Raw genomic sequence first — 25,888 nt, forward strand, 5'->3', positions numbered from 1 at the left:
AGTTTATGCTTATCCTCAAGTAATTCGTCAAAAAGGATAAATTCTGCCGCCATGTTTTTCAAATCTGCCAGTTTTAAGGCGCTTGAAGCGCAAAATACAACATTGTTAAGCGAGAATGCCGATTTACGGCAGCAGCTTAGCGAACTCGAATCTCAAAACTCCAGTCTTGCTGTGAGTCTAGAAGAAAAGGAAAGTGAGTGTCCTGCATACTCAGAAGCCTTTATCGAAAACATGCTGGATTCTATGCAGCAGCTGACAGGTGTGCGTGAAACACTCGCTTCAGCGTTTGAATCCTTGACTGGAGAGACTGAATCACTTGGCGAGATGAACGGTGTTTTTGACAGTTCTAGCGCGTCAATACAAGGTATTATTTCATCAATGACAACCTTGAGTGATCGTATGAGTTCGATGAGTGAGAGTATTTCAGGGCTCTCAGAAACCGCGGATAACATAAACAAATTTGTAAGCACGATCACGAGTATTTCTGACCAGACAAACTTACTTGCTCTAAACGCTGCGATTGAAGCTGCCCGTGCCGGCGACGCCGGGCGAGGTTTTAGCGTGGTAGCCGACGAAGTAAGAGCATTGGCCAACGAGACTAACAAGTCAGCCAGTGAAGTATCAGAATTAGTACAAAGTATTATTCAATCAACTCGTGTAGCTGTGTCGTCAGTAGCGGAACTTAAAGACAATAACGACAATTTAGCGTCTGGTGTGGGTGATTTGAATGAAAACTATACCAATATCATGGGTAGCACAGAACAAATGAAGAGAATTATTTCTAATTCTTCTACTCAGACATTTATTCAGACCGTGAAACTCGACCATGTTGTTTGGAAGAGTGAAATCTACGCTTCAATCTGTGGAAAAAATAGTAAAACAGCTCAAGACTTTGCCGATACGACAAACTGTAGACTTGGAAAGTGGTATCAAGGCGATGGGGCCACTCAGTTTGGTTCGCACGAAGCCTTCAGACAACTTAGACAACCGCATCAAGATATCCATCAATTTGGTATAAAAGCGATGGAAGCCTTTGACAAAGAAAACACTGACGAAGGTAACCAGTTACTGTCTCGAATGGAAAGAGCCAGCGAAGAAGTCTTGCAACTTCTTGACGAGTTAGCTAGGCAAATAAACTAATAACTAACATGCAAAATCTGCAAAAACTCGCTAAACCAGCGAGTTTTTTCGTTTAGAGTCTAGACTCAATCAACTCCAATGCTTCTTGAAGAATCGTGTACACAGCTTCTTTTGCCTTTTCAGCATCGCGTTCACGGATACGATCAAAAATATCTGAATGCTTTTTCACGTCAGCGCCAGGCACACCCTTTATTTTATTGGTGTAACGAATACTGACGCGCAGGGCAGTATTAATAAAATCAGTCAATTGTGCGATGAAGCGATTTCCGCTTGCTTCTAAAATTGCAGTGTGAAATGCAATATCCGCCTCTAGTGGATCATCTAATCCTTGATCAGCATCTACCATCCGGTCTAAAGATTTTTCAATCGCTTTGAGTTGAGGTGCCGTAGCATTTACAGCTGCAAGTGCGGCGGCCTGAGGCTCAATGGCAATTCTTACCTGAGTAAATTCTCTCAATAGAGAAAGAGAGGGTTTAGAGCTCAAGATCCAATTCAACACATCTGTATCAAACATGTTCCATCGGCTTTCGGGCAGGACTCGAATACCTTGCTTGGGTCTTGAAGAAATTAACCCCTTTGCAGATAGCATTTTGACCGCTTCTCTGGTGGAGCTTCTGGATACGTCATATTCCACACAAAGATCGGCTTCAGACGGCAAGCCCTCGCCAATCGTATACTTGCCGGTGACGATTGCAATACCTAAATCATGTGTTAACTGATGTGTTAAGTTGTGCCTTTGCGGGCTTTTCATAATGCTATTTATGTTATTTATTTGTTAAATAAGTTATATCATATATATTCTAATCTGAAAAAGAACTTAGTGATACTTTTTTAGCGTAAGTTAAGCGATTAAGTAAAAATAACCATACGAGAGAGCCGTTTTGATAGAAAAGCAAGCACAAACCGTTTACACCAGCTTGAAGGGCCGTGTGATTTTCATTACAGGGGGCGCCAGTGGAATTGGTGCGTCGATGGTCAAAGCTTTTGTGGGGCAAGGAGCAAAAGTAGCTTTTGTTGATATTGATGAGTCTGCTTCACAAAACCTTCTGACATGCATAGCCGAGAAGTTCCCTGAAAACCAATTCGTTTGGTATAAAAATACCGATGTTACAGACTCTGAAGCATTGCAAAGCGCAGTAGATGAAGCGGCTGCATTTTTTGATGGGTTTGATGTACTGGTCAATAATGTTGCCAATGATACCCGTCAAGACGTCAGTAATGTCTCGGCATATGACTGGCACAAATGCATGCAAGTAAACTTAGATCCGGCGTTTTTTGCCTCACAAGCTGCTTTTAAATATATGCGCGAAAATAAGCGTGGAAGCATTATTAATTTTAGTTCGATTACTGCCCTTATCGGATTAGAGCAAGGTGCTGGTTATGTGACCGCAAAAGCAGGTCTCGTTGGTATGACCAAAGCCTTAGCTCGTGATTTTGGTGATTACAACATTAGAGTAAATGCTATTTTACCGGGTTGGATTGCAACTGATCGTCAGTTAGCGAGTTGGCTAACTGAAGAGGAAGAGCAACGTTGGATGGAATACATGGCGCTTAAAAAACGTATATTGCCAGCGGACGTAGCAAAACTTGCATTGTTTTTAGCTTCGGACGACAGTGCGCTGATAACCGGGCAAGGGATCAATATTGATGGAGGTCGAACGTGAGCCAAGATCAATATTTTATCGCTGTTGACTGGGGAAGCACCCGACTAAGAGCATTCCTATGTAAACACTCATTGAACGCTAATATAGAGTTAGTTGCGCGCAACAATGGACCGGGCGTCACCAAAGTCAGTGATAGCTTTGAGAAAACGCTTTTTGATTGTATCGAGCCATGGACGACAGAATACGGCAGGTTACCTATTTATCTAGCAGGGCAAATCGGTTCTAGTATTGGTTGGCGTGAGACGGAATATCTCCCTTGTCCAATTTCTCCTGAGCAAGTCGCTTCGAAGTGTTTGATTTTTGAAGAACTAGGCCATGAGATTTCAATTCTGCCGGGTTTGAGCTGTTTGCTTCCCAATCAGCATTATGACCTGATGCGCGGAGAAGAGTTACAAGTTCTAGGGTGGTTAAATCAAAGGCCTGAAAATAGAAAAGGGCAGCACTTGATATGTTTACCTGGTACACATACAAAATGGGTGTTCGTCAACAATGGCCAGATTATTATGTTCAAAACGGCAATGACGGGCGAGCTATACGACATCTTAGTTAACCACAGTATTTTAATACAAAATAAAACAGCGTCCTTTGATCAAGCAGCCTTTGATCAAGGCGCGAAGTTTACTTTGCAGAGTGAGGCTGGAAGCTTCGTACATGGTTTATTCAGCGTGCGCTCAAAACAGTTGTTTTCGCAAATTACAGGTCAGCAATCTACTTCATATCTATCTGGGCTTTTGATTGGTAGTGATGTGCGCGCCGCGATTAATGCAAATGAGTGGAACGTTGATTCTCTTGATAAAATCGCATTAATTGGTGCGCCTCATTTGAGTAAATCTTTTGCAAGAGTACTGGAGTTAGAGGGCTATAAGACAGAAATTTGCAAATTGACTCAAACCACCTTAGCTGGCTTTAGTTCTGTGTTTAGGGCGACCGAGTCATCACTGATAACGACATCATGAAAATCGAACTAAAGCAAATTGACGAGATAAATTGCCAGTGTTTACTGGCTGAAAACCCTATTTGGGATCATCAGTTAAACGTGATGAGTTGGATTGATATAGAAGCGGGTACGTTTTATCGCTACAACTTAAACGACAAGCAATACAAGCAATATAAATTACCTCACAGAATTGGTAGCTACGGCCTAACTCAAAAAGTAGATATTATTGTTGCGGCTTTTGATATCGGAATTGCCTTTTGTAACCTCAAGACAAAAGCACTTGAATGGCTAGCTCAGCCCGAATCCCACTTACCTTACACCCGCTTTAATGATGGCAGGGTCGATACAAAAGGTCGCTTCTGGGCGGGTACAATGGTTGAGCCAGATAAAGCACCCTGTGATACCGAAGCGTTAGAACAGGGCAGTTTGTATTGCGTTGAAATAGACAGACAATGTAAGCCCATTTTAAACGATATCAGTATTTCAAATGGGCTTTGTTGGAGTCCCGATAGCAAAATTATGTTTCACGCCGACTCTCCGCATCGTCGTGTGACGCGTTATGAATTTGACGAAGATACGGCTCAATTGAGCAATGCATGTCTATATATTGATACCACGAATAAAGGTTTTCCAGACGGAAGTGTTTGCGATAGATATGGGCGTTACTGGCATGCTCGTTGGGCGGATTCATCGGTTGTTTGTATCGATAAAGATGGGACAGAGTTAACGCGTATTGAACTCCCTGTCACTCAGGTCAGTTCTGTCGCAATCGGTGGACCCAAAATGGACCTAATGTTCGTGACCTCAGCAAGTATTGGATTAGACAATGAAGCTCAAGCTAAGCAAGTAAAAGCTGGAAATGTATTTATCTTTCAATTGAATGAATCAATCGGTGTTAAAGAAAATATCTGCAAGATCTGTTAAATCTAAGAATCGTCTTTCCCTCGCATGAGGGAACCTCCTTGGAACAACGCAATCTTCAACACCAACCACCGTACTCCGTAAGTAATATTCAGCTTTTGCCAGATGAGCCCTATGCATTCATAAAACCGCTGTGCGCCATCCATGGCCGCCGCTGCCAACACGTCCTGTGTTGGAAGCTTTTATGAATGCATAGGGCTCATCTGACGCGCTGAATGTTCTTTAGTAATGTTCGCTCATTAGTTTGATTACAAATTAAACCGCATTCAACTCAAATATCAACGCACTTTGCGGAAACTGAATCGGCAGCTGCATACCAAATTGACTCAAGGCTTGACCTGTAAACACTTGGTTTTCTACCTTGCTTAATACCGACTCTGAATACTCTTTCAGATCAGTTGGCCAGATCATATTTAATCGATACGATTTAGTCTCATCAATCCCTTTAAAGTGATACTTTTTAGGAGCAGTACGCTTGGTTTCAGTCACACTGTTATACGCATATAAGGCTTGCGTTTTATCGTGGCTAACGATGCCGAAATCGCTTGAGTTACCGTCACTTTCGAGTCGTTCAAGTTTGCCAGAATGAATCAATCCACGATGTTTTTTATGCAGTGCGATGATTATTTTCAAACGCGCTTTTTCATGATCAGTAAGCTCTCTTGGGTCCATCTCCATACCCATGTGACCAAAGAAAGAAACTGCAGCACGCATATCAATATCGATATGGCGACCGGTGATGTGGCAGTCTCTTGGGCCGATGTGTGCGCCCATTACTTCAGATGGGAAGAAGAAAGAGCACCCTTTTTGAATCGAAAGTCTATCAAGGGCATCGTTAGAGTCTGAGGTCCACAATCTATCTGTATGCGATAGCACGCCGAAGTCAACGCGCGCGCCGCCAGAACTACAGCTTTCGATTTCAACATCAGGATGAGCCGCTTTGATGTCATCAATGAGTTTATATAAAGCGTGTGTTTGCGCACTTACCGCAGGCTTTCCTGCAAAATTGCCGGCATGGTTGATATCGCGGTTCATGTCCCATTTGATGTATTTAATAGTGGGGTGCTCGCTTAAGATGTCGCATACGCACTTATACAAGTATTCACACACTTCTTTGCGCGTTAGGTCTAAGACGAGTTGATTTCTAAAGCTGAGTTGCTCGTTACCTTGTGTTTGTAAAACCCACTCTGGATGTGCTCTGTATAGATCGCTATCAGGATTAACCATTTCAGGTTCAAACCAGATCCCAAATTCTAACCCTAGGTCATTGACGTGCTTGATCAATGGACCTAAACCATCTGGGTAGATTTTCTCGTCAACTGTCCAGTCACCGAGCCCAGCAAAATCGCCGCGTCGACCTTTAAACCATCCGTCGTCTAACACAAAGCGTTCTGCGCCTAAATCGGCAACAATATCTGCAAGTCCTTTGAGGGTTTCGGTGTCATGATCAAAATAGATACCTTCCCAAGTGTTGTAGTGCACTGGGCGAGCTTTTGATTTCATTTTAGGTGTCAGTATTTGTGAGCGAACGTATTCGTGGAAGCAGGCAGAGAGATCACTAAAGCCACTTGCCGAATATGCACAATAAAGCGTGGGAGAAGTATAGCTTTCGTTTGATTGCAAAGTGCATTCGCTGGGCATTAACAGTTCGCCCATTTGCACGTAGGTGCGCTGCTCAGGCAATAATTCAACGCGGGTGCGGTGATTACCACTCCAACCTAAATGAAAGCCGTAACATTCGCCATGTTGCTCATGCGCGCTTTCTTCGTGAAGTACTACGCCAGGGAAATTGTCGTGTGAGGTTTTGCCTTTGCGATTTTCTCTGAGCACACTGCCCAGAAACAAATCCACGCTTTGGCGGTGAAATTCATAAGACCAACGCCCTTCAAAAGACAATAATTTAGTCATATGGTCAGGCATACTGATAGTAGGCGCCGCAAAGTAGTCTACGTTGATAGCTTGCTCGCCAATATTCGTGACTTTGCTTTGTGCACTGAGCACATTTGCCAGCTTATCTAAATGAAGTGTGTGCTCAATTTGAATTTTTCTGATGTCATCAACGCTTACAAACACTGCACTCTGTAGATCGACTTGAGTCACACTGACAAGCTGTCCGCCGATTGACCATGCATCACTTGTCCCACTGAGTTCGATACCCGGACCACCTGTAAAACCTTCGCCCATGCTTGGGGTCAAAGATATGGGCGCTTCTACTTTAACGGCGCATTTAACTTCTTGGCGGGTTGATAAAAGGGATAGCATCTCTGCGTTGGTGGCATCGTCTAGCCTTTTGCCCCAGTACAAGACTGCCGGTGTTTTGCCTGTGCAATTGATAATTAGTGTGGCGAGAGTGCTATGTAAATATACATAGTTTGGAACGGATGATGCCATATCAAAACCCTTTTATTGACGTTTTTCGCGTTGTTAAATCATTGCTTATTTTGTTTGAAATGAAAACAAAATGTTAATGCGCGGAATATATCATATAAATATGATTTTACAATGGATCTGTTAGTTTGATGCTTGCTTTTTCTTCTTATCCTCGTCAATCTCATGCTGCACCCACACAAAGGTCAAAAACATTTTGGTAGGTAAAGACATTGCCATACCGATTGCAACAAACGCCCCACTGATTATCATGCCGGTGACACCCATGTCTGCAATTGTATCGCTGAACATGTGGCAATAAACACCGATACCAATAAAGCAAATACCGGTTAGCATAGCGAATTTGAGGGTTGTAATAATTTGAGCGTTGGTCATTGGTCTGTCCCCATTTCAGATGACAGATTTAAGTTTAATAAAATGAGATAAGTGGGGTGTTGATCTTAATCACAAGAATGTATTGAAGAGGGCATATAGCTGTTTTTTTCAAGACTTTTTGATAAACCGTTTAAACAACGCTTCGATTACAAAGACGCTTGCTAATACCGCAGACGTCCAGGCGCCGTAGGTTGCGAGTTGTTTTTGGCCGAGAATAGCGGCAAAAAGCGCAAGGGTAAAAACAAAGATAGCGGCGTTTAAAAATTTCATTATTGGACTTCTAAGCGGTTTATATGAAACTTTAAACGTTGAACGACGAAAATAGTGCAGCAAAAAGTACACAAATAAAAACGGGTGATTGTTAAATCACCCGTTTGCAAATTTTATCACTTAACCAAGTTTATATCTCAGCAGTATTTGCCCATGAAATAACAGGGCTTAGACCATACACTAACTTATTAATAAGAAGTGCCAATGACACGCACGATATCAAGGTAATAAACATTAGGTGTATGTAGTGCAAGCCAAACGGGGCGTGTAACGGTGAAATTGGGAAAGAAACCAATCCATAGAACACCACACCAAATAAAACGGCTGCAATCGCAGCATTCGCTTGAACATTTTTAAATAGAAGCCCAACGACAAACACCGATAGGATCGGCATGCTAAGCAATCCGTATAATTGTTGTAGCAAATTGATTATGCTCTCTGCGCTTGCATAGACCGGAACTAATGCAAGTGATACGACGGTTAACATGGCCGTGATGACGCCGCTAAGTTTTGGCACGTTAGGTGTTTTATTGATATAGGCTTGATGAATATCACATACGTAAAGCGCTGTTGCTGAGTTTAGGTTACTGTTGTAGGTAGTGAGTACTGCAGCCGCCATTGCCGCAGCGAATATACCAGACATCCATGCGGGTAATAAATCCCCTACAATAGTGCCGTAAGCGGCATCGCCAATATCACCATAAAGTTTGTAGGCAATAATACCAGGCACGACGATGATTGCAGGCACGATCGCTAGGCGAATACCAGCAGCCGCAAACACGCCTTTTTGTGCTTCTTTAATATTGGGAGCAGCCATCGCACGTTGTGTAATAACTTGGTTAGTTCCCCAATAGAACATTTGGATGAAGATCATACCGGTCAAAAGGGTATGCCAAGGAATCGGAGATTCGTCATCGCCGATAAGCGTCAGACGCTCTGGTGGAATACCTGAGAAATCGTAATCGATGGCTTTTAATGCGACAAATACAACCACTAAGGCCATAACTAAAAGTAAAACGCCAGAATAAGTATCAGATACGGCAACCGCTCGCAAGCCACCAAAAATTGCATACATGGCACCCACGACCGCGAAGGCTATTGCAATGGCCATGATGTCGATATTTAGGCCAAACATATTAATCATGAATAGCGAACCCGTGTAAATCACAGCGGGGCAGAAAATTAAGGCACTACCTAAGAAAAACATCACACTGATCACTGCACGGATGTTTTTGTCGTTATAGCGTTGCTCAAGTAGTTCGGTGGTGGTAGTACATTTGTAGCGATAATAGACGGGTAAAAATACTTTGGCCAAAATGAATAAGCCGACCACTGCTGATAACTCCCATAGGGCGAGCAGGGCCATTTGATTTCCGTTCATTCCCACGAGTTGATCGGTACTTAAATTGGTTAAGGTGATCGACCCCGCGACAAAATACCAAGCTAGCCCACCGCCTGCTAGAAAGTATTCTTTTGTTTGAGTTTCGGTAGAATGCCCTTTGCCGCGGCAATGCATATAAGTTAAAAAGCCAATTAGCGCAGTGACCGCAAAAAAGACAATTATCTGTATTAGATTTTCTGACATATTTGGTTCCTTTCAGTGCTTGATTGACAAGCCTGATTGCTTCGCAATTATACTAATTGAGCTTCTTTGCTCACTTCCATTTTCACTTGCACGACTCGGTTGTTTGCATTTCTTTCATTATTCTTATTGATTAACACATTGACCTGAAACAGTGAGACAAGCATTGCGTGAATCGGTGTTAAATAACCTTTCTTGTGGATACTTTCTAACTCTTCAGTTGAAAGGCTTTGAAGACGCTCTTCGTCGATAGTCTGTAATCCTTGGATTTTTTGAAGCTGGCCGTTGTCATATTGAACATTTAAATCTAAAGCTTTAAACAGCTTCAATTCATCGAGATCTTTGGCAAATTGATGTGTTTGAACGTCTTGTTGCACACTCGCTTGTAGGCTTGTATTAATCTGATTTAACTTCTCTGATGGCTTACCTTGCTCGTCGAACAAAGCAATACCTTCTGTAGTCGAAAAATCCTCAGAGTCTTCGAGGATGCCGAAGGTGTAACTCTTTTCGTCTCGAGGAGACTGCATTAAATAGACGGGATGAGTTTGCAAACTTAAGGGAACAAAGACAGGCTGCCATTTGTCTACTTCGACAAATAAATTGGTGCCAACTTCAAAGCTTGTCATTGCCGAAAAGGCCATTGCGCCATCGTGCGTATTGCGAGTCGCAAACACCGGGAAACACGTTGATGCATTGGCGATTTCGTGCGCTCTAAGATTCATGATGTGTTGTTTAGATGCAAGTTTTGAAGCGGCATCTGGGACAACTTTAAGATCTTTGTGTTGGGTACTGCTCAGTTCTACTAAAGTGTTCATAAGTCCTAATTTGTTTTTGCGCTAGCAAGCCATTTCTCAATATATTCACGATGAGAAGGAAGGGTTTGCAGCATTTGCTGAGTAATCTTTTGATTACGTTGAATAATAGTTTGCGCTTGTTGTTGTTGCTGATAAAGGTGCGCTTGCTGAGAAAAGTCGGGCTTAAATCCCATGCCATACAGCACATATTGGTAACTGGCGGCAGGGAATAACTCTACCGCACTTTCAAAGTCACTGTTTGTCGGTCCTCGATATCCCCAAATTGCTAAATCTTCTTTTAAAGAGTCAGGGATACTGTCTTCTTGGGTATGCGCTTGCCAATATGGCTCAGGGCGCTTGGTGAGCATGTAGTGTAACTTTAAGAAGTCGATAATACGCGTCCAGCGGTAGCGCATTTGTTGGTTAAAACGCTTGGCGACGGTCGGCATAATCGCTTTTGTTGGCGGAAGATTCTCGGCAACAAATTTCGCTGAAATCTCGACAAGCATAATCGCTGTTGCTTCAAGCGGCTCTACAAACCCTGCTGCCATTCCGACTGCTACACAATTCTTTTCCCAGAATTTCTCACGATGACCAGATTGAAAGCTAATTTTGCGCGGTGTCAGCCCATCAGCTGCTTTGCCAAGGTATTTTCTTAAGTTTTGTTCTGCTTCATCATCACTTAAAAATTCGCTCGAATAAACATGACCTGTGCCGCGTCGGTGAGTCAGGCCAATATCCCAAATCCACCCTGCATTTTGTGCAGTGGCAATGGTATGTGATGCAATAGGGCTATCTGCTTTTTCATAGGGGACTTGCAGTGCCAATGCAGAATCATTGAAAAGGTACTTGTCCATCTTCATAAATGGCACGTTTAATTTACCGCCTAACAGCATGGAGGCAAAGCCAGTGCAATCGATATACAAATCAGCTTCAATAGGCGTTGTCTTTGCTAATTCAATACTGGCAATCGAACCATCCGCGGCAAGTGTGACATGTTCAACTGTATCAACAATATGTTGAACATTAAGTTGCTGTTTGCAGTGGTTTTTTAAAAGCTCACCAAACGCGCCAGCGTCAATGTGGTAGGCATAGTTACACTGACCTGAATATTCGGCCTCAGAAATTGTGCGTGGTGCTAGGCCAGCTTCACATACATGGTGTTGAAAATTTGATTCGACGGCATACTGTTCAATATCTTCTACATAGGGTGCTAAGTCGATACGACCGTAACCTAGCGGGACGGTAAACGGGTGGTAGTAAAAATCACCGTTGCCATGAACCCAATCGACAAACTTTCCACCTTGCTTGAATACGGCTTTGCAGTGGGCAAACATTTCGGCCTCTTTTATGCCGATTTCTTTTAGAGTGTTTTTCATTGTCGGCCAAGTACCTTCACCCACCCCGACCGTTGGAATGTCCGAAGACTCAACTAAGCAAACCTGTATACCCTGGGTTTGATTTGTTTTGTGGTGGGCAGCAATAATTGCTGCACTTAACCAACCTGCAGTACCGCCACCCACGATGGCTATTTTTGTAATAGCTTGCGACATATTTTCTCAGCACCTTTTAAAACTTGATACAACCCAAAGTAGAGTTGAAAAAATAGCGGTTATAGTTAATGAAGTAAAACACTCAATACATTTATCAGTGAGCAACACGTCAAGTAGGCAAAACGCACTGAAAAATATACTGGTTTAATCTTGATGCAATAAAAAAATCAGCGACCCGAGGACACATTCGGGCCGCCAATTGTCTTACATCACACGCTTAGAAAGTACCGCGTATACCTACAGAGTAACGAGAGCCGTTATCTTCAATAGAGTAAGTCTGGTTAGCAAAACGACCAAACTGACGCAGTTCTTCTTCAGTGATGTTGATACCTTCGAAGAATACCGTAAGGTTTTCGTTGATGTCGTAGCTTGCGCTCACATCCCACTGACCAAAGGTTTCAGTATTGATTGGTTCACCGTTAAAGCCATTATCAATTGCACGTAAGAACGCTTCACGATTGTTAAAGGCAAGACGTGCTTGATAGTTTTCTTGTTCGTAGAAAACGACTAAGTTTTGTGAATCACCAAGACCTTCAAGCGCAAAGCTTTGCGTCGTATCTGCGCCAAGCTCAACGTCACTGTCTACAACAGTAGCATTAGCTGTGAAACCAAAACCATTTTCGAAAATGTGAGTCACACCAATTTCATAACCAGTGACGGTTGCAGCTTCGCTGTTTTGAGGACGTGTTACTGTATAGTCTTCTTGCAAGCCAACTAGTTCTGGTGCTGTTGTTGGTGCATTAGGATCTAACTCTGCACACAAATCGTTACCACAGATAAAGCCAGGATTGTTAGCACGGTCAGATAAAGTAAATGTCTCAGTGCCGGTTAGCGTAACGATGAAATCATCCACTTCTTTGTTGAAGAAAGCGAAAGTAAATAAGTTAGCGTCGCCGTAATACCACTCGTAAGAAATATCCCAGTTCTCTGATACAAAAGGTTTAAGCGCTGGGTTACCGCCTGCTGCTGCTAAATTACCTCGACGCGGTTCACCGAAGTTAGTCGCTGGAGATAACTGAGACATAGTAGGACGTGTCATTGACTCATAAACAGAGAAACGCAGTACCATTTCATCTGTTAGCTCTAGCTTCAAGTTTACGCTTGGAAGTAAGTTAGAGTAGTTTCCACCTTGAACGATATCTGTCGCTGGACCAAATACGTTACCAAACAATGTTTCATCAGAAGTTCTTACAACGTCAGTTACAAAGCTTTGAACCGCTTCTACATCAATTGTTGTTTCTGAGTAGCGCGCACCTACATTTAGAGTGACTGGCATATCGCCAAGGTCATATAAGAAAGTGAAGTCAGCGTATAGTGACGTAATGTCTTCGTTGATAGTATAACGGTTGTTCTGAAGCGTAGGCTCTATTGGCACACCTTGAGCTGCTAGGTAGTCAACATATGCGTCACCGTCGTATGTGTAAAACGTATCGATTAAACCATTAAAGAAGTTGTTAGCTGTAAATGGTCTGAAGTCTATGGTGCTGTTTGGAGCTGGTGTGCCGTAACCACAGAAAGCACATTGACTGCCGAAGATCTGGAACTGTGACTTCTCACGAACTTGATTATAGATACCAAAGCGCGCGCTTTCAAACACATCGCTATCAGATGTATATTTGAAATCTGCTTTGTATTCAGAGATTTTATCTTTATCGGTAGGCACATTACCTTTTTCATTGTAGTGCAAACGAGCTAAGTCTGCCGAAGGTAAGTTGCCATTGCCAAAGCCGTCGTGAACAACTGTTGGGATATCACCTGTTCCGTCGAAGCTGTAGTTGTTGATGATACCCACAACGTTAAATCTGTCTTTACCCGCTCTATCGTTTTCAGCTTTAGATGTTGAGAAATCGAATTGCGCTTCTAAAGACTCATTGATTTGCCAATCGAAGTTAATCCCAATACCTTCATTGCTTACATCACGTGAATTACGAGTAGTAGATACAAAGTCAGATGCAGGATCGCCTGACCCTAAAGCAGACAAACCTACTTCTTGTGTGAACTGAGTAAGTGTTCCGTTTGCGTCAATCGTGCCCGAACCAACGCGATCCGGTTCAAACCAAGATGCTAGGTCAGTCACCAAAGAGTCAACTTCGAATTTAGATACAAAACCATCAACTGTAACCGTTAAGTCATCAGATGGAGCGTACTGAAACACCAAACTTGCGTTGGTACGCGTGCGTTGCTGTCTGTCAACGATCTGATCCCAGTTACGAGGGATATATGCATTCGGGAATAAAACACCGTCTCTAGCGTTTTGAATTGTCTGATTTGGACGCCAACCTGCTGTTGCGATTTGGTTAATTTGAACATCGCGTTCTTGACGGCTAACGGCAACTAATAAGCCCATTGTTTCATCGGCAAATGTGTTACTCACCAAGAAAGAAGCAGAAGGCGAGGTCTCTTCAGAAAGACTTTCGTACATGCCTTTGATTGAACCAACTGCTTTAAATCCTCCGAAATCAAAAGGACGAGCTGTGATTAGACCGATAGTACCACCGATACCACCTTCTTGAAGGTGTGCGCTAGTACTCTTATATATGTCTGCGCCTACGATTTGGTCTGCTGCGATCACGTCGAAGTTAAATTCACGACCAGAGCTGTCAGTTGCGATTTGGCGACCGTTTACTAAAACAGTGTTAAACTGCGGACCAAAGCCCCTAACAGTTACTGCTTGACCCTCACCACCACTGCGGTCGATGGATACGCCTGTAATACGCTGTAAAGACTCAGCCACGTTTAAGTCTGGGAACTTACCCAGGTCTTCTGCTTTGATGCCATCTGATACAACGTTTGAATTTTTCTTGTCATCCATTGATGCTTTCAAGCTGCTGCGAATGCCACTAACTTGAATAACTTCTACTGTTGCATCATTTGCGCCTGCGCTTTGAGCGACGGCTGTTTGTGAACCGAACATCGCGCCTGCAACTGCCATTGCTAGTGCGGTGCGTTTTCCAAGCTGACTAAAGCTCTGATTGTGCATGTGTTTCCCCTTGCTATATTTAGCTGTTTTTTGCTCTTCTTTAAACGAGTAAGTGCATTTTTGTGTGTGGCACTAAAATAGATTAAAACCTATTTATCGTATAAATATAATCAAATGAGAGATAATTTCAATCTTTTTGATGAAAATATGATTAAATAATGTAAGTAATATTGACAAAGAGTTCACAAACTATTGACAATTTCGCACCAATATAGTGCCGATAACGCCTGTTTTTGCAGATTTAAAAGTATAGTTTGTGAAATTTAAATCACAAACTTAGCGTTGCCTTCTTTTTGTGCGATATCATAGTATTTATCATATAAATACTATATTAATTTGATTCGTAATGTGATTTTGAGTATTCTTCACGCCAATACGTTGGAGTGTTTTTTTACAACAAGTGATGAGATTATGACCAAACAATATGAGTTTACCCACAGGCGAAAAAATCTCCTTAATGGAGAATGGGTTTTAGTGTCGCCTCATCGAAATAATCGCCCATGGTCTGGCGCAACTGAAACACAGTCACAATTAGACTTACCATCCTACGATGAAAAATGTCCTTTGTGCGCCGGAAATACAAGAGCGAATGGCGAGAGTAATCCAGATTATGCCTATACTCACGTTTTTAAAAATGATTTCGGGGCATTAACCGAAACATTGCCAGAAGATGCATCCGTTGATAATGACGATTTGTTTCAGGCTGATCTTGCAACTGGTGAAGCCAGAGTCATTTGCTTTTCACCTGACCATAGTAAAACCTTAGCAGAGATGGCCGTCAACGAAATAAATCATGTGGTTGATACATGGCAGCAGCAATATCAAGAATTAAGTCAGCGTTATAGGTGTGTCCATTTGTTTGAAAATAAAGGTGAAATGATGGGCTGTTCACAACCTCACCCACATGGACAGGTTTGGGCTCATAATCACTATTCGACCGAAATAGCCAGAGAAGAGCAAAATCAACTCGCGTATTTTGACAAGCATAAGAGGGCGCTTCTTGATGACTATGCTACTCGCGAAATTAGCGAGAAGTCTCGAGTCGTTTTTGAAAATGAAGCTTGGCTAGTTGTTGTTCCATATTGGGCGAAGTGGCCATTTGAAACACTTTTACTGACCAAACAAAACCACGCAGATTTCAACTCACTTGATGAGAGGTCAAAATACTTATTGTCAGAGGCGATTCATGTGCTAACGTCGAGTTACGACAATGTGTTTAATTGTAGTTTCCCCTACTCCATGGGCTGGCACAATGCGCCGAGTGACATCGAAACTAAAGAACACTGGCGACTTCATGCGCATTTTTATCCGCCTTTGTTGCGTTCTGCAACGGTCAAAAAACACATGGTTGGATACGAAATGCTTGCAGAAAGTCAGCGTGATTTAACTGCAGAGACCGCAGCAAAAATCCTCAGAGATGCACGTGGTACTCACTATAAACAAAATACTCAGCACTTGGCTTAACAGTCGCACTATTAGCTAAAGAGAAATCTATGATAAATGTAACGCCCATTTCCGAATTAAACTCTGCTTTCCAATCTGCCTATGGTTATCCAGCTGAAGCTGTCTCAATTGCGCCTGGTCGTGTCAATTTAATTGGAGAACATACAGATTATAATGATGGTTTTGTATTGCCTTGTGCGCTTGAATTTAACACGCGTATTTTGTTCAAGAAGCGAAACGATACGACAATAAATGTGCGTTCAATGAGTTATCTAGATGAGTCTGAACAGTTTGACCACAGCCAAGACCTCATTCCCGGTGATTTACACTGGGGTAACTATATCCGTGCGGTTGTGTTTGTTTTGAAGCGTGAAGGTCACCAACTAAGTGGTTTCGATATGCTGATCGATAGCAACGTGCCTCAGGGAAGTGGATTATCTTCATCCGCTGCGCTGGAAGTTGCATTGGGAGGGTTATTCAATCATGCGGATAACTTGTCTTTAAGTTTGTCAGAGATCGCCGTCTTCGGACAAAAGGCTGAAAACGATTTTATTGATTGCCAATGTGGCATTATGGATCAATTAATTTCGGCTTGTGGGCAAGCCAATAACGCGCTAATGCTTGATTGCAGAAGTTTAGAAACACAGGCGGTTGCGATTCCTAACGATTTGAATGTGGTGATAGTAAATTCTAACTATCCGCGCAAACTAGCTGACAGTGAATACAATGTGCGTCGAATTGATTGTGAAAATGCAGCGCGCATAATGGGTGTGAAAATGTTGCGTGACGCAAGCATGGAATTACTCTTTGAGCATAAAGATCAGCTCAGTCTAAACGAATTTAAGCGAGCCAAGCACGTAATCACCGAAAACCAACGTGTGCTAGATGCTGTTAAGGCACTTCAAAATAACAATTTAGAATCATTGAGTGAGTTAATGAGAGCGTCGCACCACTCAATGCAGCATGATTTTGAAATTACGGTGCCGGCAATTGACGGTCTCGTTGAAATTTGCAGCAACGCTTTGGGTAAAAGTGGTGGTGCTCGAATGACCGGTGGCGGGTTTGGTGGTGCAGTTGTGTGTTTATGCCGCGAGCAAGACCTTGCAAAACTTATTAAAGCAGTTGAAGATAACTACCACCAACAGTTTTCGTTAACTGCAGATATTTATGTTTGTAACGCAGGGAACGGGTTAAAAATAGAAGCACTTTAATGACAATAAAATGGGGAATATTAGGCTGTGGGCATATTGCACTGCAGTTTTTACGAGGGATACAACCGAGTAATAAGGGAATCGCTGCTGCCTGTGCGGCGCGGAATTTTGAAAAAGCAAAAGCATTTGCAAAAACACATAACATTGACCGTGCTTATGAAAGTTATGAAGCCCTCGCTAGCACGCCAGAGATTGACGCTATCTATGTCGCCAATACACATAATGCACACTTTGAAACCGTAAAACTCTGCTTAAATGCTGGGAAGCATGTGCTGTGTGAAAAACCACTCACTGTTAATGCAAATCAAACGAAAGTGCTGATTGAGCTTGCAAGTAAAAATAATGTTTTATTGATGGAAGCGGTTTGGACCCGGTTTTTGCCTGCTATTCGTTCACTTCAATCGGCTATTCAAGAGGGATTAATCGGTGAAGTTGTAACTGTAAAAGCAGATTTTAGCCTCAATCGAGAATTACCAACTACGCACAGACTCCGCAACCCTGAACTGGCTGGTGGCGCTTTACTCGATTTAGGTATTTATCCAATTACAATTGCATCGATAGTGTTTCAAAATGCACCTCACTCTATTTATGCTCAATGTGTCTTAGATGATGAAACTGGTGTCGATCAACGAGGCTTTTATACAATTGATTTTGGTCAGGGTAAAACAGCATTACTCACGTCTGGTTATACTCAAGCTGCTCCGTGCGAAGCGGTTATTAGCGGTACAAAAGGGCACATTATCGTGCCTCACTTTTTAGGGGCAAAGTCGTATCAGGTTTGTGTTCAGGGCGAAGCGCCGCAGGTAATTGATTTACCCTTTGATGAAGGACATGAATTTTGCGCCGAAATCGAACACTTTCACGATTGCCTAGAAAACGGTTTGACACAAAGCCCCATTTTGCCGCTAAACAAAACCTTAGAAATGATGCAGACGATGGATGAAATTCGTCGCCAATGGGGCTTGAAGTACTCTGAAGAGCTTGAGCAAGCTACTGCAGTGTCACACTAAAGTTTAAATTGGACTGAACACCACTTGGCGACGTAATCGTGATACTGATAGTTGAATCTGTCGCCAGGTCATCCTCCAAAAGTGAGTTTACGATTGTAAATACCGAAGTGCGTGCACCTGCGCGGTTGCTTACTGGCATCACATCTTCTGTCACGCCGCCTAGTGCTCCTGATGTAGCCTCGACCACAATTGTTGAGCCGCTCGCAATTGCCTGCTCTTGCGTATCTGAATAAGCCAATTGAAAGCTCGCACTTTCTCCCCTAGGTATCGCAAGCAAAGGAGATGAACTAGGCGTTGCTTGGTTGTTAATAATTTCATTACCGTTGTTAAAAACCGATATTAGCACCGACGAACTTGAAGTAATTAAAACCAGCGACTTTCGAACGTGTAAGCTTGATGCTCCGCAGTTACTCGCGTCACATTGAGGGCCATCAAATAAGCCATTTTGCGCATTAAAGCTTCCAGAAGAATCAAAGTCTAAAAAGATCTCGTTGTCATCACGAACTCTGTTTTCGTTGTCATCTCTCCAAGCCTCACTTAAATCAATGAAACCTGATTGCGATGCTAGTGTCACGTCAAAACCACTTCCGTCATCGTCAGTAATCGCCCCACCATCTTGATCATCATAGACATTATTTCCGTTGCTATCACTCAGGGTTTCATGTCCGATAGCTGTGGCTAATATGGTCACGCGGTGATCTTCTGCAATGGGCAATGAACTTGTCCAGATAACCGAACACGCACCATTACTGGTCGTGCAGCTCGGCTGAATTGACCCAGCTTCAGTGGTAAATGCGACGGCTGTTCCATCAGGTACCGGATTGTTGAAGGTATCAGATAAACGAGCAGTTATCGTGACTTCTTGACCTTGGATGTTACGTGCTTCTGGATTTAAGTTATTGGCTGCAAGCGAAATACTGTTTTGATCGGGCAATCCTGTATTAACACTTAACAAATCCGACTGGGTTTGAATTGTTTGGCCTTGTTGATTGGTCAGTGATGCAGTGACTCTAATAGCTGTTGGTACATTACCTGCGGTGACACGGGTACTTACTTGACCTTGTGAATTGGTCAGCCCAGAAACAGGTGATAAACTTAACCCACCAGATTCTGTGTTCAATGTGAAGTCGACACTTTGTTGTGCCAACGGATTTCCTTGCGCGCCAGTTACTTGAAAGGTAAGTAAAGACACTGACTCGCTGCCTTGCCCTCCGGTGCCTTGAAGCACAATACTGTCGGGTGAAGCAGAAATAAACTCAATGGAGCCAGCTGATTCGGCAAGTAAGTTCACGATTCTACTAATTTGAAGTTGATTGCCATCAACGAACACGCTTGCTTGTATGATATCTTGGTTACCGTTACCTGTGGCGCAACTAATATCTTCATATGTTGCGTTTGCCCGTCCATTTATACTTGTAACGGACTGATCTATTACACCTGCTGATTGCTGCGTGCAATTTGATGTAAAGCTGATAGGGATATTACTGGCGATAGGTACATCGTTAGCGTCCACTAAATCGACGAAGACTCCTAATGTAGCTCCAGCACTTATACTGATTTCATCTTCTGCGTTAAAACCAGAAATACCCAATACATTCTCGTTAAAAACACTATTTGCAAAAGAACCTATTCTGACTACTTCTTGAACTTGGTCACGCTCAAAAATTTCAAAATTCAGCGCAGCTGTGGTCAGTTCATCATTTTGTAAAGAGGCCGTTATTGTACCAGCACCGAATACGGCATTCTCTGTTAGGATCTGGGTACTAGCAATCGCGTTCTCATTGGTAAGTGTGTCGCTAAGTGTTAACTCGCCATTGCTTGTCTGAAAGGAAACAATTTGATTTGTTAGATCGAAATCACCCTGTGTGGAGAGCTGTGCACTCACATTGATGTTTTGAGCATCGCTGAAGCGATTAATGAGATTACCCTGTGCATCTCGCAACTGGATAGTAACATTAATCGTATTGTCTGTTTCAGGCTCTGCTGCGATGAACTCTATATTTGTTGTTGCCGTTGTTTCATCAGAGAAATCAGCGGTAACAGCGCCGGCACCAATGTTGGCGTCGACCGAGCTAATACTTATTTCTGCAATGCCATTGGCATCGGTCAGTTTGGTCTCACTGGATAAACTACCTACTTGAGTAGTAAAACTGATGACTTGGTTGTTTGCGCCTATGCCATCTTGCAGCAATTGAGCTTGTAGGCAGATTTGCTCACCAAGTGTAAATGAATTGCCATTTGAGCTTGAACAATCTTGGGAAAGAACAGTGAGAGTGAGAGAATATTCGGGACTTGCAGGTGGCGCTGAATCGGGGTCAAAAGGGTTATCCCCATTTTCACCTGAGCTGCCATTGCATGCGGTAAGTAAAACACTTAAAAAGAGCACTGCCAAAGTGCCGACGTAGTTTCTGACCATTAAAATCACTCATCGATAGTTAACTTCAAGTACTGAAAAATCTCGCGTGCTGCCACAGGAGGTTTTTCGGCTTCTTTCTGTTTAACGGCCTGACGATGCAATTGCCTTAGCTTTTGTCGGTCTAAATTTGGATATTTTTCAACGGCATCTTGAATTGCTTTGTCACCATTGCTCAATATTTCATCTCTTAGTTTTTCTAGTTTATGAAAAACTTGAGTAGCGGCTAGGTGCGGCGCTTTTAGTTTTTCAAGTCCCAGCTCTATGGGCGCGATATCCCTAGAGCGCAGCATTTTGCCAATAAGTTGAAGTTGGCGTCTAAAACCATCTTTTTTGCGATTGATTTTTTGCGCCAGTTCAATCGCTGTAAGTAGCTCATCATCTAGCCCAAGGCCACGCAATTGAGGCTTTGATAGCTCAACTAAATTAAAGCCTAGCTTTTTAAGGTCGTCCGCTTCTTGTTTAAGTTGCGTTTTGCTCTTAAATTCTTCTTCGCCGATCTCTTGCTCGAAATCAGTCTCTTGAGTCGCATTTATATCGGTGTTTTTACGCTTATTCATTGATCGTTTTTAACATCATTAATGTTAGTATGGTGCGGATTGTAACCGTCACGCTAATTTTTGGACAGAAAAAACTATTATGCATGCAGAGCAACAACTATCTGAGATTCAAAGCGCCGTCGATGACGCCTTAAAACTAGCAGTAAAAATTGGCGCGACTAGTGCCGAAGCGAGTATGTCTAAAGTACAAGGCATCGCTGTATCTTCGCGCATGAAAGAAGTCGAAACCGTTGAATTCACCAATGACGGCGGCCTAGGCATTGCGGTTTATGTAGGCAATAAAAAGGGCAGTGCATCTACTGCCGATTTAAGTCCCGATGCCCTGAGGCTAACGGTTGAAAAGGCCGTTGAGATTGCGAAGTACACCTCAGAGGATGAATGCGCTGGCTTGGCGGATGCAGCGTTAATGGCGACTGATGTTCCTGACTTAGACTTGTATCACCCAATAGAGCTAGATACCGAAAAGGGAATCGCATTGGCGATAGCTACCGAAGAGGCCGGGCTGGACTTTGATAATAAAATCACCAACTCTGACGGCGGTTCTTATAATGCTAATGTTGGGGTTAAAGTATACGGCAACACGCATGGAATTAACGCGGGTTACCCAAGTAGTCGCTACAGTCTAAGCTGTGTCTTAATTGGCCAAGACGGTGATGACATGCAACGCGATTATGCTTATACGGTTAGTCGTGTTGCCGACGAGTTAAATAGCAGTGAATCCGTTGGCAAGCTTGCTGCAAAAAATACCTTAAGTCGTTTAAATGCCCAGAAGTTAGATACCTGCAAAGTACCTGTTTTATTTGATAAAGAAATTGCTTCAGGTCTGTTTGGGCATATGGTAAATGCGATAAGTGGCGGTAGCTTGTACCGCAAATCTTCCTACTTGCTCGATCACCTTGGCAAACAGATTTTACCTAATTGGTTAACGATCGAAGAAAAACCTCACTTAATGCGCGGCTTAGCCAGCTCACCTTTTGATAACCAAGGTGTGCAAACTAAGGATATGACGATTATTGAAGATGGTGTCCTGCAACATTATTTGCTGACCAGTTATTCTGCTAAAAAGCTCGGTATGCAAACTAATGGTCACGCGGGTGGCATTCACAATTGGATGATTGGCAGTACTGGCGAAAACGATGCACAGATGCTGCAAAAATTGGGTACTGGTTTGTTAGTAACGGAACTAATGGGTCAGGGTGTCAATATCGTAAACGGCGACTACTCGCGCGGCGCAGCAGGCTTTTGGGTAGAAAACGGTGTTATTCAATATCCTGTCCACGAAATTACCATTGCGGGCAATTTAAAAGATATGCTAATGAACATCGTCGCTGTTGGAGCTGATCGTGAAGTGCGTGGCAGCATTCAGACGGGTTCTGTATTGATTGAACAAATGTCGGTTGCGGGTGCTTAATAATAGTCTTAAGACCTCTTCTCTTTAAGCAATAAAAAAGCCGCGAAAGATAAACTTCGCGGCTTTTTAGCACACTGGGTGTGCTTTATTCCATCGTGTAATTCACGCCAACAAACACAGTGCGACCTCGAGGACCTACAGGCCAAGCTAGTTCAGTCAAGAATGGGTCTTCATCTGCCAAGTTATTGATTCCACCAAATACTGATAAATTATCGCTTAGTTCATAGCTTGCGTTAATATCGTGGATCAGTGTGCTTCCGTAGAAACCGCCGCCTGGACCATATAAGGCTTCATTCCCTTGAATACCTAAAGAGCTCTCAACTGCACCGTAGGCTTGACGACTTTGATAAGTCGTTTGGAACGCCATACTAAGTCCTCCGCGAGACCAACTTAACTCAACATTACCAGAGGTCTTAGGTGTTTGAATTTCTTCAAGCACAATGTTTACGTCGCTCGGATCTGTGGGATTAAAGAAGCGATTTAACGCTTTTTGTTGGGTCCCAACTACACTAATGCCAAACTGGTTTTCATCAACTTCGAATACATAGTTTACAGAAAAATCAACGCCGTCCGCTTCGATACGAGCAAAGTTAATCTCACCGGTTGTCAAACTATTCAAACCGCCGTCTGCTCGTCTTGTAAATTGATTACAGAAACCTAAGTCTGGGAAGTTAAGTGAGTCGTAACAGCCGTCGAGGATATCAGAAGCACTGACCGCGTCGATTGCATCGTCAATCTCCATATCCCAATAGTCTAGCGTCAATGTTAAACCTTCAAGAAAGCTAGGTCTGAACACAACACCTAGGGTAAGTGTTTCAGCAGTCTCAACATCAAGGTCAGGATTACCACCTGAAGTTCCACTGAAGCGAGCTGTCAGAGGGTTTAGCCAAATGTAGTTGCCATCTGCGTCAAGTATATCTGATGTAGCGACACCTGTTGCTTGTAGTGAAGCGACACAGTTTGCTTGACGCTGTGGCGTGCCAGCATTAACGTTTGCTGGGTCACATGGATCTTCATTCAAGTTGACGGTGATAGGCAGTTGCGGGTCAAATAATTCAGTGATGTTTGGTGCTCTCACTGCTTCAGATATTGTTCCACGGAAGTTCAAGTCTTCAATTGGACTATAAGAGAAACCGACTTTCCATGTTGTTGCATTGCCAAGTGTTGAGTAATCCGCTAAGCGAATTGCACCGTCAATCGTAAACTCATGAGCAAATTCACGGTCTAGGAAAATAGGCAAGCGTACTTCAACAAAACTATCCCACACATCATATTCACCCGCAGTATTAAACTGCTGAACGTTATCGATGCCGGTTAAGAAGTTTAACCACGGTGATACTTCACTTACTAACACGCCTGGGGTGAACGAGGTACCTTCTGGTAAAATACCCAATTCTGCAGGATCTAAACGATTGTCACTTGATTCTTCACGGTATTCGATACCAGCAGCATAACCGATAGAATCATCCAACAGGCTATCTAGTACTTCAAACTCACCGACTGCGGTTAATGAAAGAACCGTTTGCTCAACTGTTAGCTTGTCTTGCTTGCGCACCGAGATGAAGTCTTTTGCTTCTTCGCTCAATGCGTTGGTTCCAAAGGGATTTAATGGTGCACATTGACCATCGCCAGGGGTAAAGCTGTAATAGCGGTCACTGAAGAAGTTACCGTTTGCGTAGTTAACATTAAACGCAAAGTAATCTATTTCGTAAGCTGCGTTTGGATCAAGATCAGAGCGACAAACTATGTTGCCATTGGCGTCAGTAGTTGCGTCGATAGAAGCAAATACCCGGTCTAGGTATTGTTCGGTGTATTCAGTGGTATTAGTAAATTGACCGTGATTAACCGCAAACTCTAAGGAGTGATTAATATCATAGTCCCAAGTAAAACCACCTACAAATCGCATAGTCTCACGTTCGTATGTTGTTGCATCGTCATCCCATCCAATTGCATCTTGCGTTAGCAATAATCCACCAGTTTCTGCAACTACAGGTTGAAGAGCCGCGGGGATAAATGGGTTATCTGGGAGGATAAACAATGTATCGTAGTAAGAATCATACTCGTTATATACATTACTTTTAGTGTTGACATATTTGGCTTCAAAAAACAGATTTAAGTCGTCGGTAATTTGATAATCACCGTTTAAGTTAACGACTACTTTATCGGTATCTGGCATCAAGGTATCGTTGTCAAAGTTAAACTTGGCACCGTCTCCACCGCTACTTAGAAGTCCGTCGTAAATAGGTCCATCAGTGTTTACTCTAACCGTGCCATCGGGACCTGTCACCCAACAACCGGCAAGAAAACTGGCGCGTCCACCTCTAGATTCCTGACAATCTGGTATGCCATTATTATTGATATCTACATACAATACATCACGCCCACCGAACGTCGGTGCGATTGAGCCTTCATTTGAACTCAACCAATATCCGATGTCATTGGCGAGAATTCGACGAGAACTATCATCTGGATCTGGCACACTTGAATACAATCCATTGTTTTTTGACCAATCTCGATCGCCATGAAGTAATTCTTGTTCTTTTTCTAAAGTTAGCGTGAGGACAATATTTCCCTTATCGTCATCAAAGTTTTTACCAAAAGCGCCATCAAATGCAAAACTTGCACCGCCTGATTGTTCAGGTATCGCGGTTGTTGCATTGAGTGAAACACCTTCAAAGTCATCCTTTAATATAAAGTTTACTACACCAGTAACCGCATCAGCACCGTAAATTGCAGATGCGCCACCTGTGGTAACTTCAACGCGTTCAACCAGTGCGCGAGGAATAGTACTGACATCAACGGCTTGAGAACCTCTAAATCCTGCAACATGGCGGCGACCGTTAACAAGTGTAAGGGTTCTATCAGAGTCCAAACCTCTTAGATTAAGCGCATTTGCACCGGTTAAACTATTTTCTGAAGTGGTTGAAGCAATAAGTGCTGGAATATCATTTACGATGTCCGCCAAGTTTAATTCACCAGACATAGCAATGTCTTTGCTATCAAGTGATTGAATTGGCACTGAACTTATTACATTTGGATCGGTCGGAATACGTGAACCAGTGACATTGATAACTTCAACTTCAGCTTCTTTATCAGTCGATGCGTCTTGAGCATAGGTGTTGGCGGATGCGCTTAGCCCTAATGCTGTCGCGATACATAAAGAAACCGCTGAACGTTTTATCTGTGGGTGTTTTGAGTGAGCTTTCATAATACTGCCTGTAGGATTAACTTAGTAT

The 25,888-nt window shown here is 42.9% G+C and carries 19 protein-coding genes; 8 read left to right on the forward strand and 11 right to left on the reverse strand.

What is annotated here, in order from left to right; all coding sequences use genetic code 11:
• The first annotated feature begins 51 nt into the window (after window positions 1-51).
• Entirely contained in the window at window positions 52-1,140 is a 1,089-nt protein-coding gene (locus KUL10_RS09055) for a methyl-accepting chemotaxis protein (RefSeq protein WP_110428596.1), read from the forward strand.
• A 52-nt stretch (window positions 1,141-1,192) separates the two neighbouring features.
• Here the strand turns inward: KUL10_RS09055 and KUL10_RS09060 are convergent, their stop codons facing one another.
• Window positions 1,193-1,891, reverse strand: coding sequence for a FadR/GntR family transcriptional regulator (locus KUL10_RS09060; protein WP_110428597.1), 699 nt, complete (start codon window positions 1,889-1,891; stop codon window positions 1,193-1,195).
• Window positions 1,892-2,021: 130 nt separating this feature from the next.
• Here KUL10_RS09060 and KUL10_RS09065 point away from each other — a divergent pair, with 130 nt between their 5' ends.
• Genes KUL10_RS09065 through KUL10_RS09075 form a run of 3 tightly spaced genes read left to right on the forward strand, consistent with a single transcriptional unit; the run spans window position 2,022 to window position 4,665 of the window.
• Complete coding sequence (locus KUL10_RS09065) at window positions 2,022-2,804, forward strand: SDR family NAD(P)-dependent oxidoreductase (RefSeq protein ID WP_373415181.1); 783 nt, start codon at window positions 2,022-2,024, stop codon at window positions 2,802-2,804.
• On the forward strand, window positions 2,801-3,760 hold the full coding sequence (locus tag KUL10_RS09070; RefSeq protein ID WP_110428598.1) for a 2-dehydro-3-deoxygalactonokinase: 960 nt from the start codon (window positions 2,801-2,803) through the stop codon (window positions 3,758-3,760). Before KUL10_RS09065 ends, KUL10_RS09070 begins: the two co-directional genes overlap by 4 nt.
• On the forward strand, window positions 3,757-4,665 hold the full coding sequence (locus tag KUL10_RS09075) for an SMP-30/gluconolactonase/LRE family protein (RefSeq protein ID WP_110428599.1): 909 nt from the start codon (window positions 3,757-3,759) through the stop codon (window positions 4,663-4,665). The genes KUL10_RS09070 and KUL10_RS09075 overlap by 4 nt, the downstream gene beginning before the upstream one ends.
• A 252-nt stretch (window positions 4,666-4,917) precedes the next feature.
• Here KUL10_RS09075 and KUL10_RS09080 read toward each other — a convergent pair whose 3' ends face one another.
• From KUL10_RS09080 to KUL10_RS09105, 7 genes are all read right to left on the reverse strand, one after another.
• The gene (locus KUL10_RS09080) at window positions 4,918-7,053 is read right to left on the reverse strand and encodes an alpha-galactosidase (RefSeq protein WP_110428600.1); all 2,136 of its coding nucleotides are present in this window, start codon (window positions 7,051-7,053) and stop codon (window positions 4,918-4,920) included.
• 120 nt (window positions 7,054-7,173) lie between these two features.
• On the reverse strand, window positions 7,174-7,425 hold the full coding sequence (locus KUL10_RS09085; RefSeq protein WP_110428601.1) for a hypothetical protein: 252 nt from the start codon (window positions 7,423-7,425) through the stop codon (window positions 7,174-7,176).
• A 108-nt stretch (window positions 7,426-7,533) separates the two neighbouring features.
• Window positions 7,534-7,695, reverse strand: coding sequence for a hypothetical protein (locus KUL10_RS18620; protein ID WP_158525354.1), 162 nt, complete (start codon window positions 7,693-7,695; stop codon window positions 7,534-7,536).
• A gap of 130 nt (window positions 7,696-7,825) precedes the next feature.
• On the reverse strand, window positions 7,826-9,280 hold the full coding sequence (locus KUL10_RS09090; RefSeq protein WP_110428602.1) for an SLC5 family protein: 1,455 nt from the start codon (window positions 9,278-9,280) through the stop codon (window positions 7,826-7,828).
• Window positions 9,281-9,327: 47 nt separating this feature from the next.
• Window positions 9,328-10,092: a SapC family protein gene (locus KUL10_RS09095; RefSeq protein ID WP_110428603.1), complete on the reverse strand. Its 765-nt coding sequence runs from the start codon at window positions 10,090-10,092 to the stop codon at window positions 9,328-9,330.
• Window positions 10,093-10,097: 5 nt separating this feature from the next.
• Complete coding sequence (locus KUL10_RS09100; protein WP_110428604.1) at window positions 10,098-11,624, reverse strand: tryptophan halogenase family protein; 1,527 nt, start codon at window positions 11,622-11,624, stop codon at window positions 10,098-10,100.
• Window positions 11,625-11,841: 217 nt separating this feature from the next.
• On the reverse strand, window positions 11,842-14,604 hold the full coding sequence (locus KUL10_RS09105) for a TonB-dependent receptor (RefSeq protein WP_199509210.1): 2,763 nt from the start codon (window positions 14,602-14,604) through the stop codon (window positions 11,842-11,844).
• A 411-nt stretch (window positions 14,605-15,015) separates the two neighbouring features.
• Here KUL10_RS09105 and KUL10_RS09110 point away from each other — a divergent pair, with 411 nt between their 5' ends.
• From KUL10_RS09110 to KUL10_RS09120, 3 genes are read left to right on the forward strand one after another with little or no spacing between them, the layout of a single operon-like run.
• Window positions 15,016-16,068: a UDP-glucose--hexose-1-phosphate uridylyltransferase gene (locus KUL10_RS09110; protein WP_110428605.1), complete on the forward strand. Its 1,053-nt coding sequence runs from the start codon at window positions 15,016-15,018 to the stop codon at window positions 16,066-16,068.
• Window positions 16,069-16,097: 29 nt separating this feature from the next.
• Complete coding sequence (gene galK / locus KUL10_RS09115) at window positions 16,098-17,258, forward strand: galactokinase (protein ID WP_110428606.1); 1,161 nt, start codon at window positions 16,098-16,100, stop codon at window positions 17,256-17,258.
• Window positions 17,258-18,268: a Gfo/Idh/MocA family protein gene (locus KUL10_RS09120; protein ID WP_110428607.1), complete on the forward strand. Its 1,011-nt coding sequence runs from the start codon at window positions 17,258-17,260 to the stop codon at window positions 18,266-18,268. Before galK ends, KUL10_RS09120 begins: the two co-directional genes overlap by 1 nt.
• Here the strand turns inward: KUL10_RS09120 and KUL10_RS09125 are convergent.
• Together KUL10_RS09125 and yjgA are read right to left on the reverse strand one after the other, a co-directional pair.
• Window positions 18,249-20,684 (reverse strand): Ig-like protein, group 1, encoded by a 2,436-nt coding sequence (locus KUL10_RS09125; protein WP_110428608.1) that lies wholly within the window; start codon window positions 20,682-20,684, stop codon window positions 18,249-18,251. The two genes, KUL10_RS09120 and KUL10_RS09125, sit on opposite strands and share 20 nt — an antisense overlap.
• A 5-nt stretch (window positions 20,685-20,689) precedes the next feature.
• The gene (yjgA, locus tag KUL10_RS09130) at window positions 20,690-21,241 is read right to left on the reverse strand and encodes a ribosome biogenesis factor YjgA (RefSeq protein WP_110428609.1); all 552 of its coding nucleotides are present in this window, start codon (window positions 21,239-21,241) and stop codon (window positions 20,690-20,692) included.
• Between the two features lie 79 nt (window positions 21,242-21,320).
• On the opposite strand from yjgA, the gene pmbA reads away from it, so the two are divergent.
• On the forward strand, window positions 21,321-22,652 hold the full coding sequence (gene pmbA / locus KUL10_RS09135) for a metalloprotease PmbA (protein WP_110428610.1): 1,332 nt from the start codon (window positions 21,321-21,323) through the stop codon (window positions 22,650-22,652).
• Window positions 22,653-22,737: 85 nt separating this feature from the next.
• Here pmbA and KUL10_RS09140 read toward each other — a convergent pair whose 3' ends face one another.
• Window positions 22,738-25,860 (reverse strand): TonB-dependent siderophore receptor, encoded by a 3,123-nt coding sequence (locus KUL10_RS09140; protein ID WP_110428611.1) that lies wholly within the window; start codon window positions 25,858-25,860, stop codon window positions 22,738-22,740.
• Window positions 25,861-25,888: the final 28 nt, after the last annotated feature.

Source organism: Glaciecola sp. KUL10 (assembly GCF_003203515.1).
Lineage (GTDB): Bacteria > Pseudomonadota > Gammaproteobacteria > Enterobacterales > Alteromonadaceae > Glaciecola.

Bases quoted from the DNA above. Each gene is read 5' to 3' on its own strand.
- KUL10_RS09100 (WP_110428604.1), bottom strand. From the start codon at position 11,624: ATGTCGCAAGCTATTACAAAAATAGCCATCGTGGGTGGCGGTACTGCA.
- KUL10_RS09110 (WP_110428605.1), top strand. From the start codon at position 15,016: ATGACCAAACAATATGAGTTTACCCACAGGCGAAAAAATCTCCTTAAT.
- KUL10_RS09075 (WP_110428599.1), top strand. From the start codon at position 3,757: ATGAAAATCGAACTAAAGCAAATTGACGAGATAAATTGCCAGTGTTTA.
- KUL10_RS09105 (WP_199509210.1), bottom strand. From the start codon at position 14,604: ATGCACAATCAGAGCTTTAGTCAGCTTGGAAAACGCACCGCACTAGCA.
- galK (WP_110428606.1), top strand. From the start codon at position 16,098: ATGATAAATGTAACGCCCATTTCCGAATTAAACTCTGCTTTCCAATCT.
- KUL10_RS09120 (WP_110428607.1), top strand. From the start codon at position 17,258: ATGACAATAAAATGGGGAATATTAGGCTGTGGGCATATTGCACTGCAG.
- KUL10_RS09085 (WP_110428601.1), bottom strand. From the start codon at position 7,425: ATGACCAACGCTCAAATTATTACAACCCTCAAATTCGCTATGCTAACC.
- yjgA (WP_110428609.1), bottom strand. From the start codon at position 21,241: ATGAATAAGCGTAAAAACACCGATATAAATGCGACTCAAGAGACTGAT.
- KUL10_RS09055 (WP_110428596.1), top strand. From the start codon at position 52: ATGTTTTTCAAATCTGCCAGTTTTAAGGCGCTTGAAGCGCAAAATACA.
- pmbA (WP_110428610.1), top strand. From the start codon at position 21,321: ATGCATGCAGAGCAACAACTATCTGAGATTCAAAGCGCCGTCGATGAC.
- KUL10_RS18620 (WP_158525354.1), bottom strand. From the start codon at position 7,695: ATGAAATTTTTAAACGCCGCTATCTTTGTTTTTACCCTTGCGCTTTTT.
- KUL10_RS09060 (WP_110428597.1), bottom strand. From the start codon at position 1,891: ATGAAAAGCCCGCAAAGGCACAACTTAACACATCAGTTAACACATGAT.
- KUL10_RS09140 (WP_110428611.1), bottom strand. From the start codon at position 25,860: ATGAAAGCTCACTCAAAACACCCACAGATAAAACGTTCAGCGGTTTCT.
- KUL10_RS09125 (WP_110428608.1), bottom strand. From the start codon at position 20,684: ATGGTCAGAAACTACGTCGGCACTTTGGCAGTGCTCTTTTTAAGTGTT.
- KUL10_RS09090 (WP_110428602.1), bottom strand. From the start codon at position 9,280: ATGTCAGAAAATCTAATACAGATAATTGTCTTTTTTGCGGTCACTGCG.
- KUL10_RS09095 (WP_110428603.1), bottom strand. From the start codon at position 10,092: ATGAACACTTTAGTAGAACTGAGCAGTACCCAACACAAAGATCTTAAA.
- KUL10_RS09080 (WP_110428600.1), bottom strand. From the start codon at position 7,053: ATGGCATCATCCGTTCCAAACTATGTATATTTACATAGCACTCTCGCC.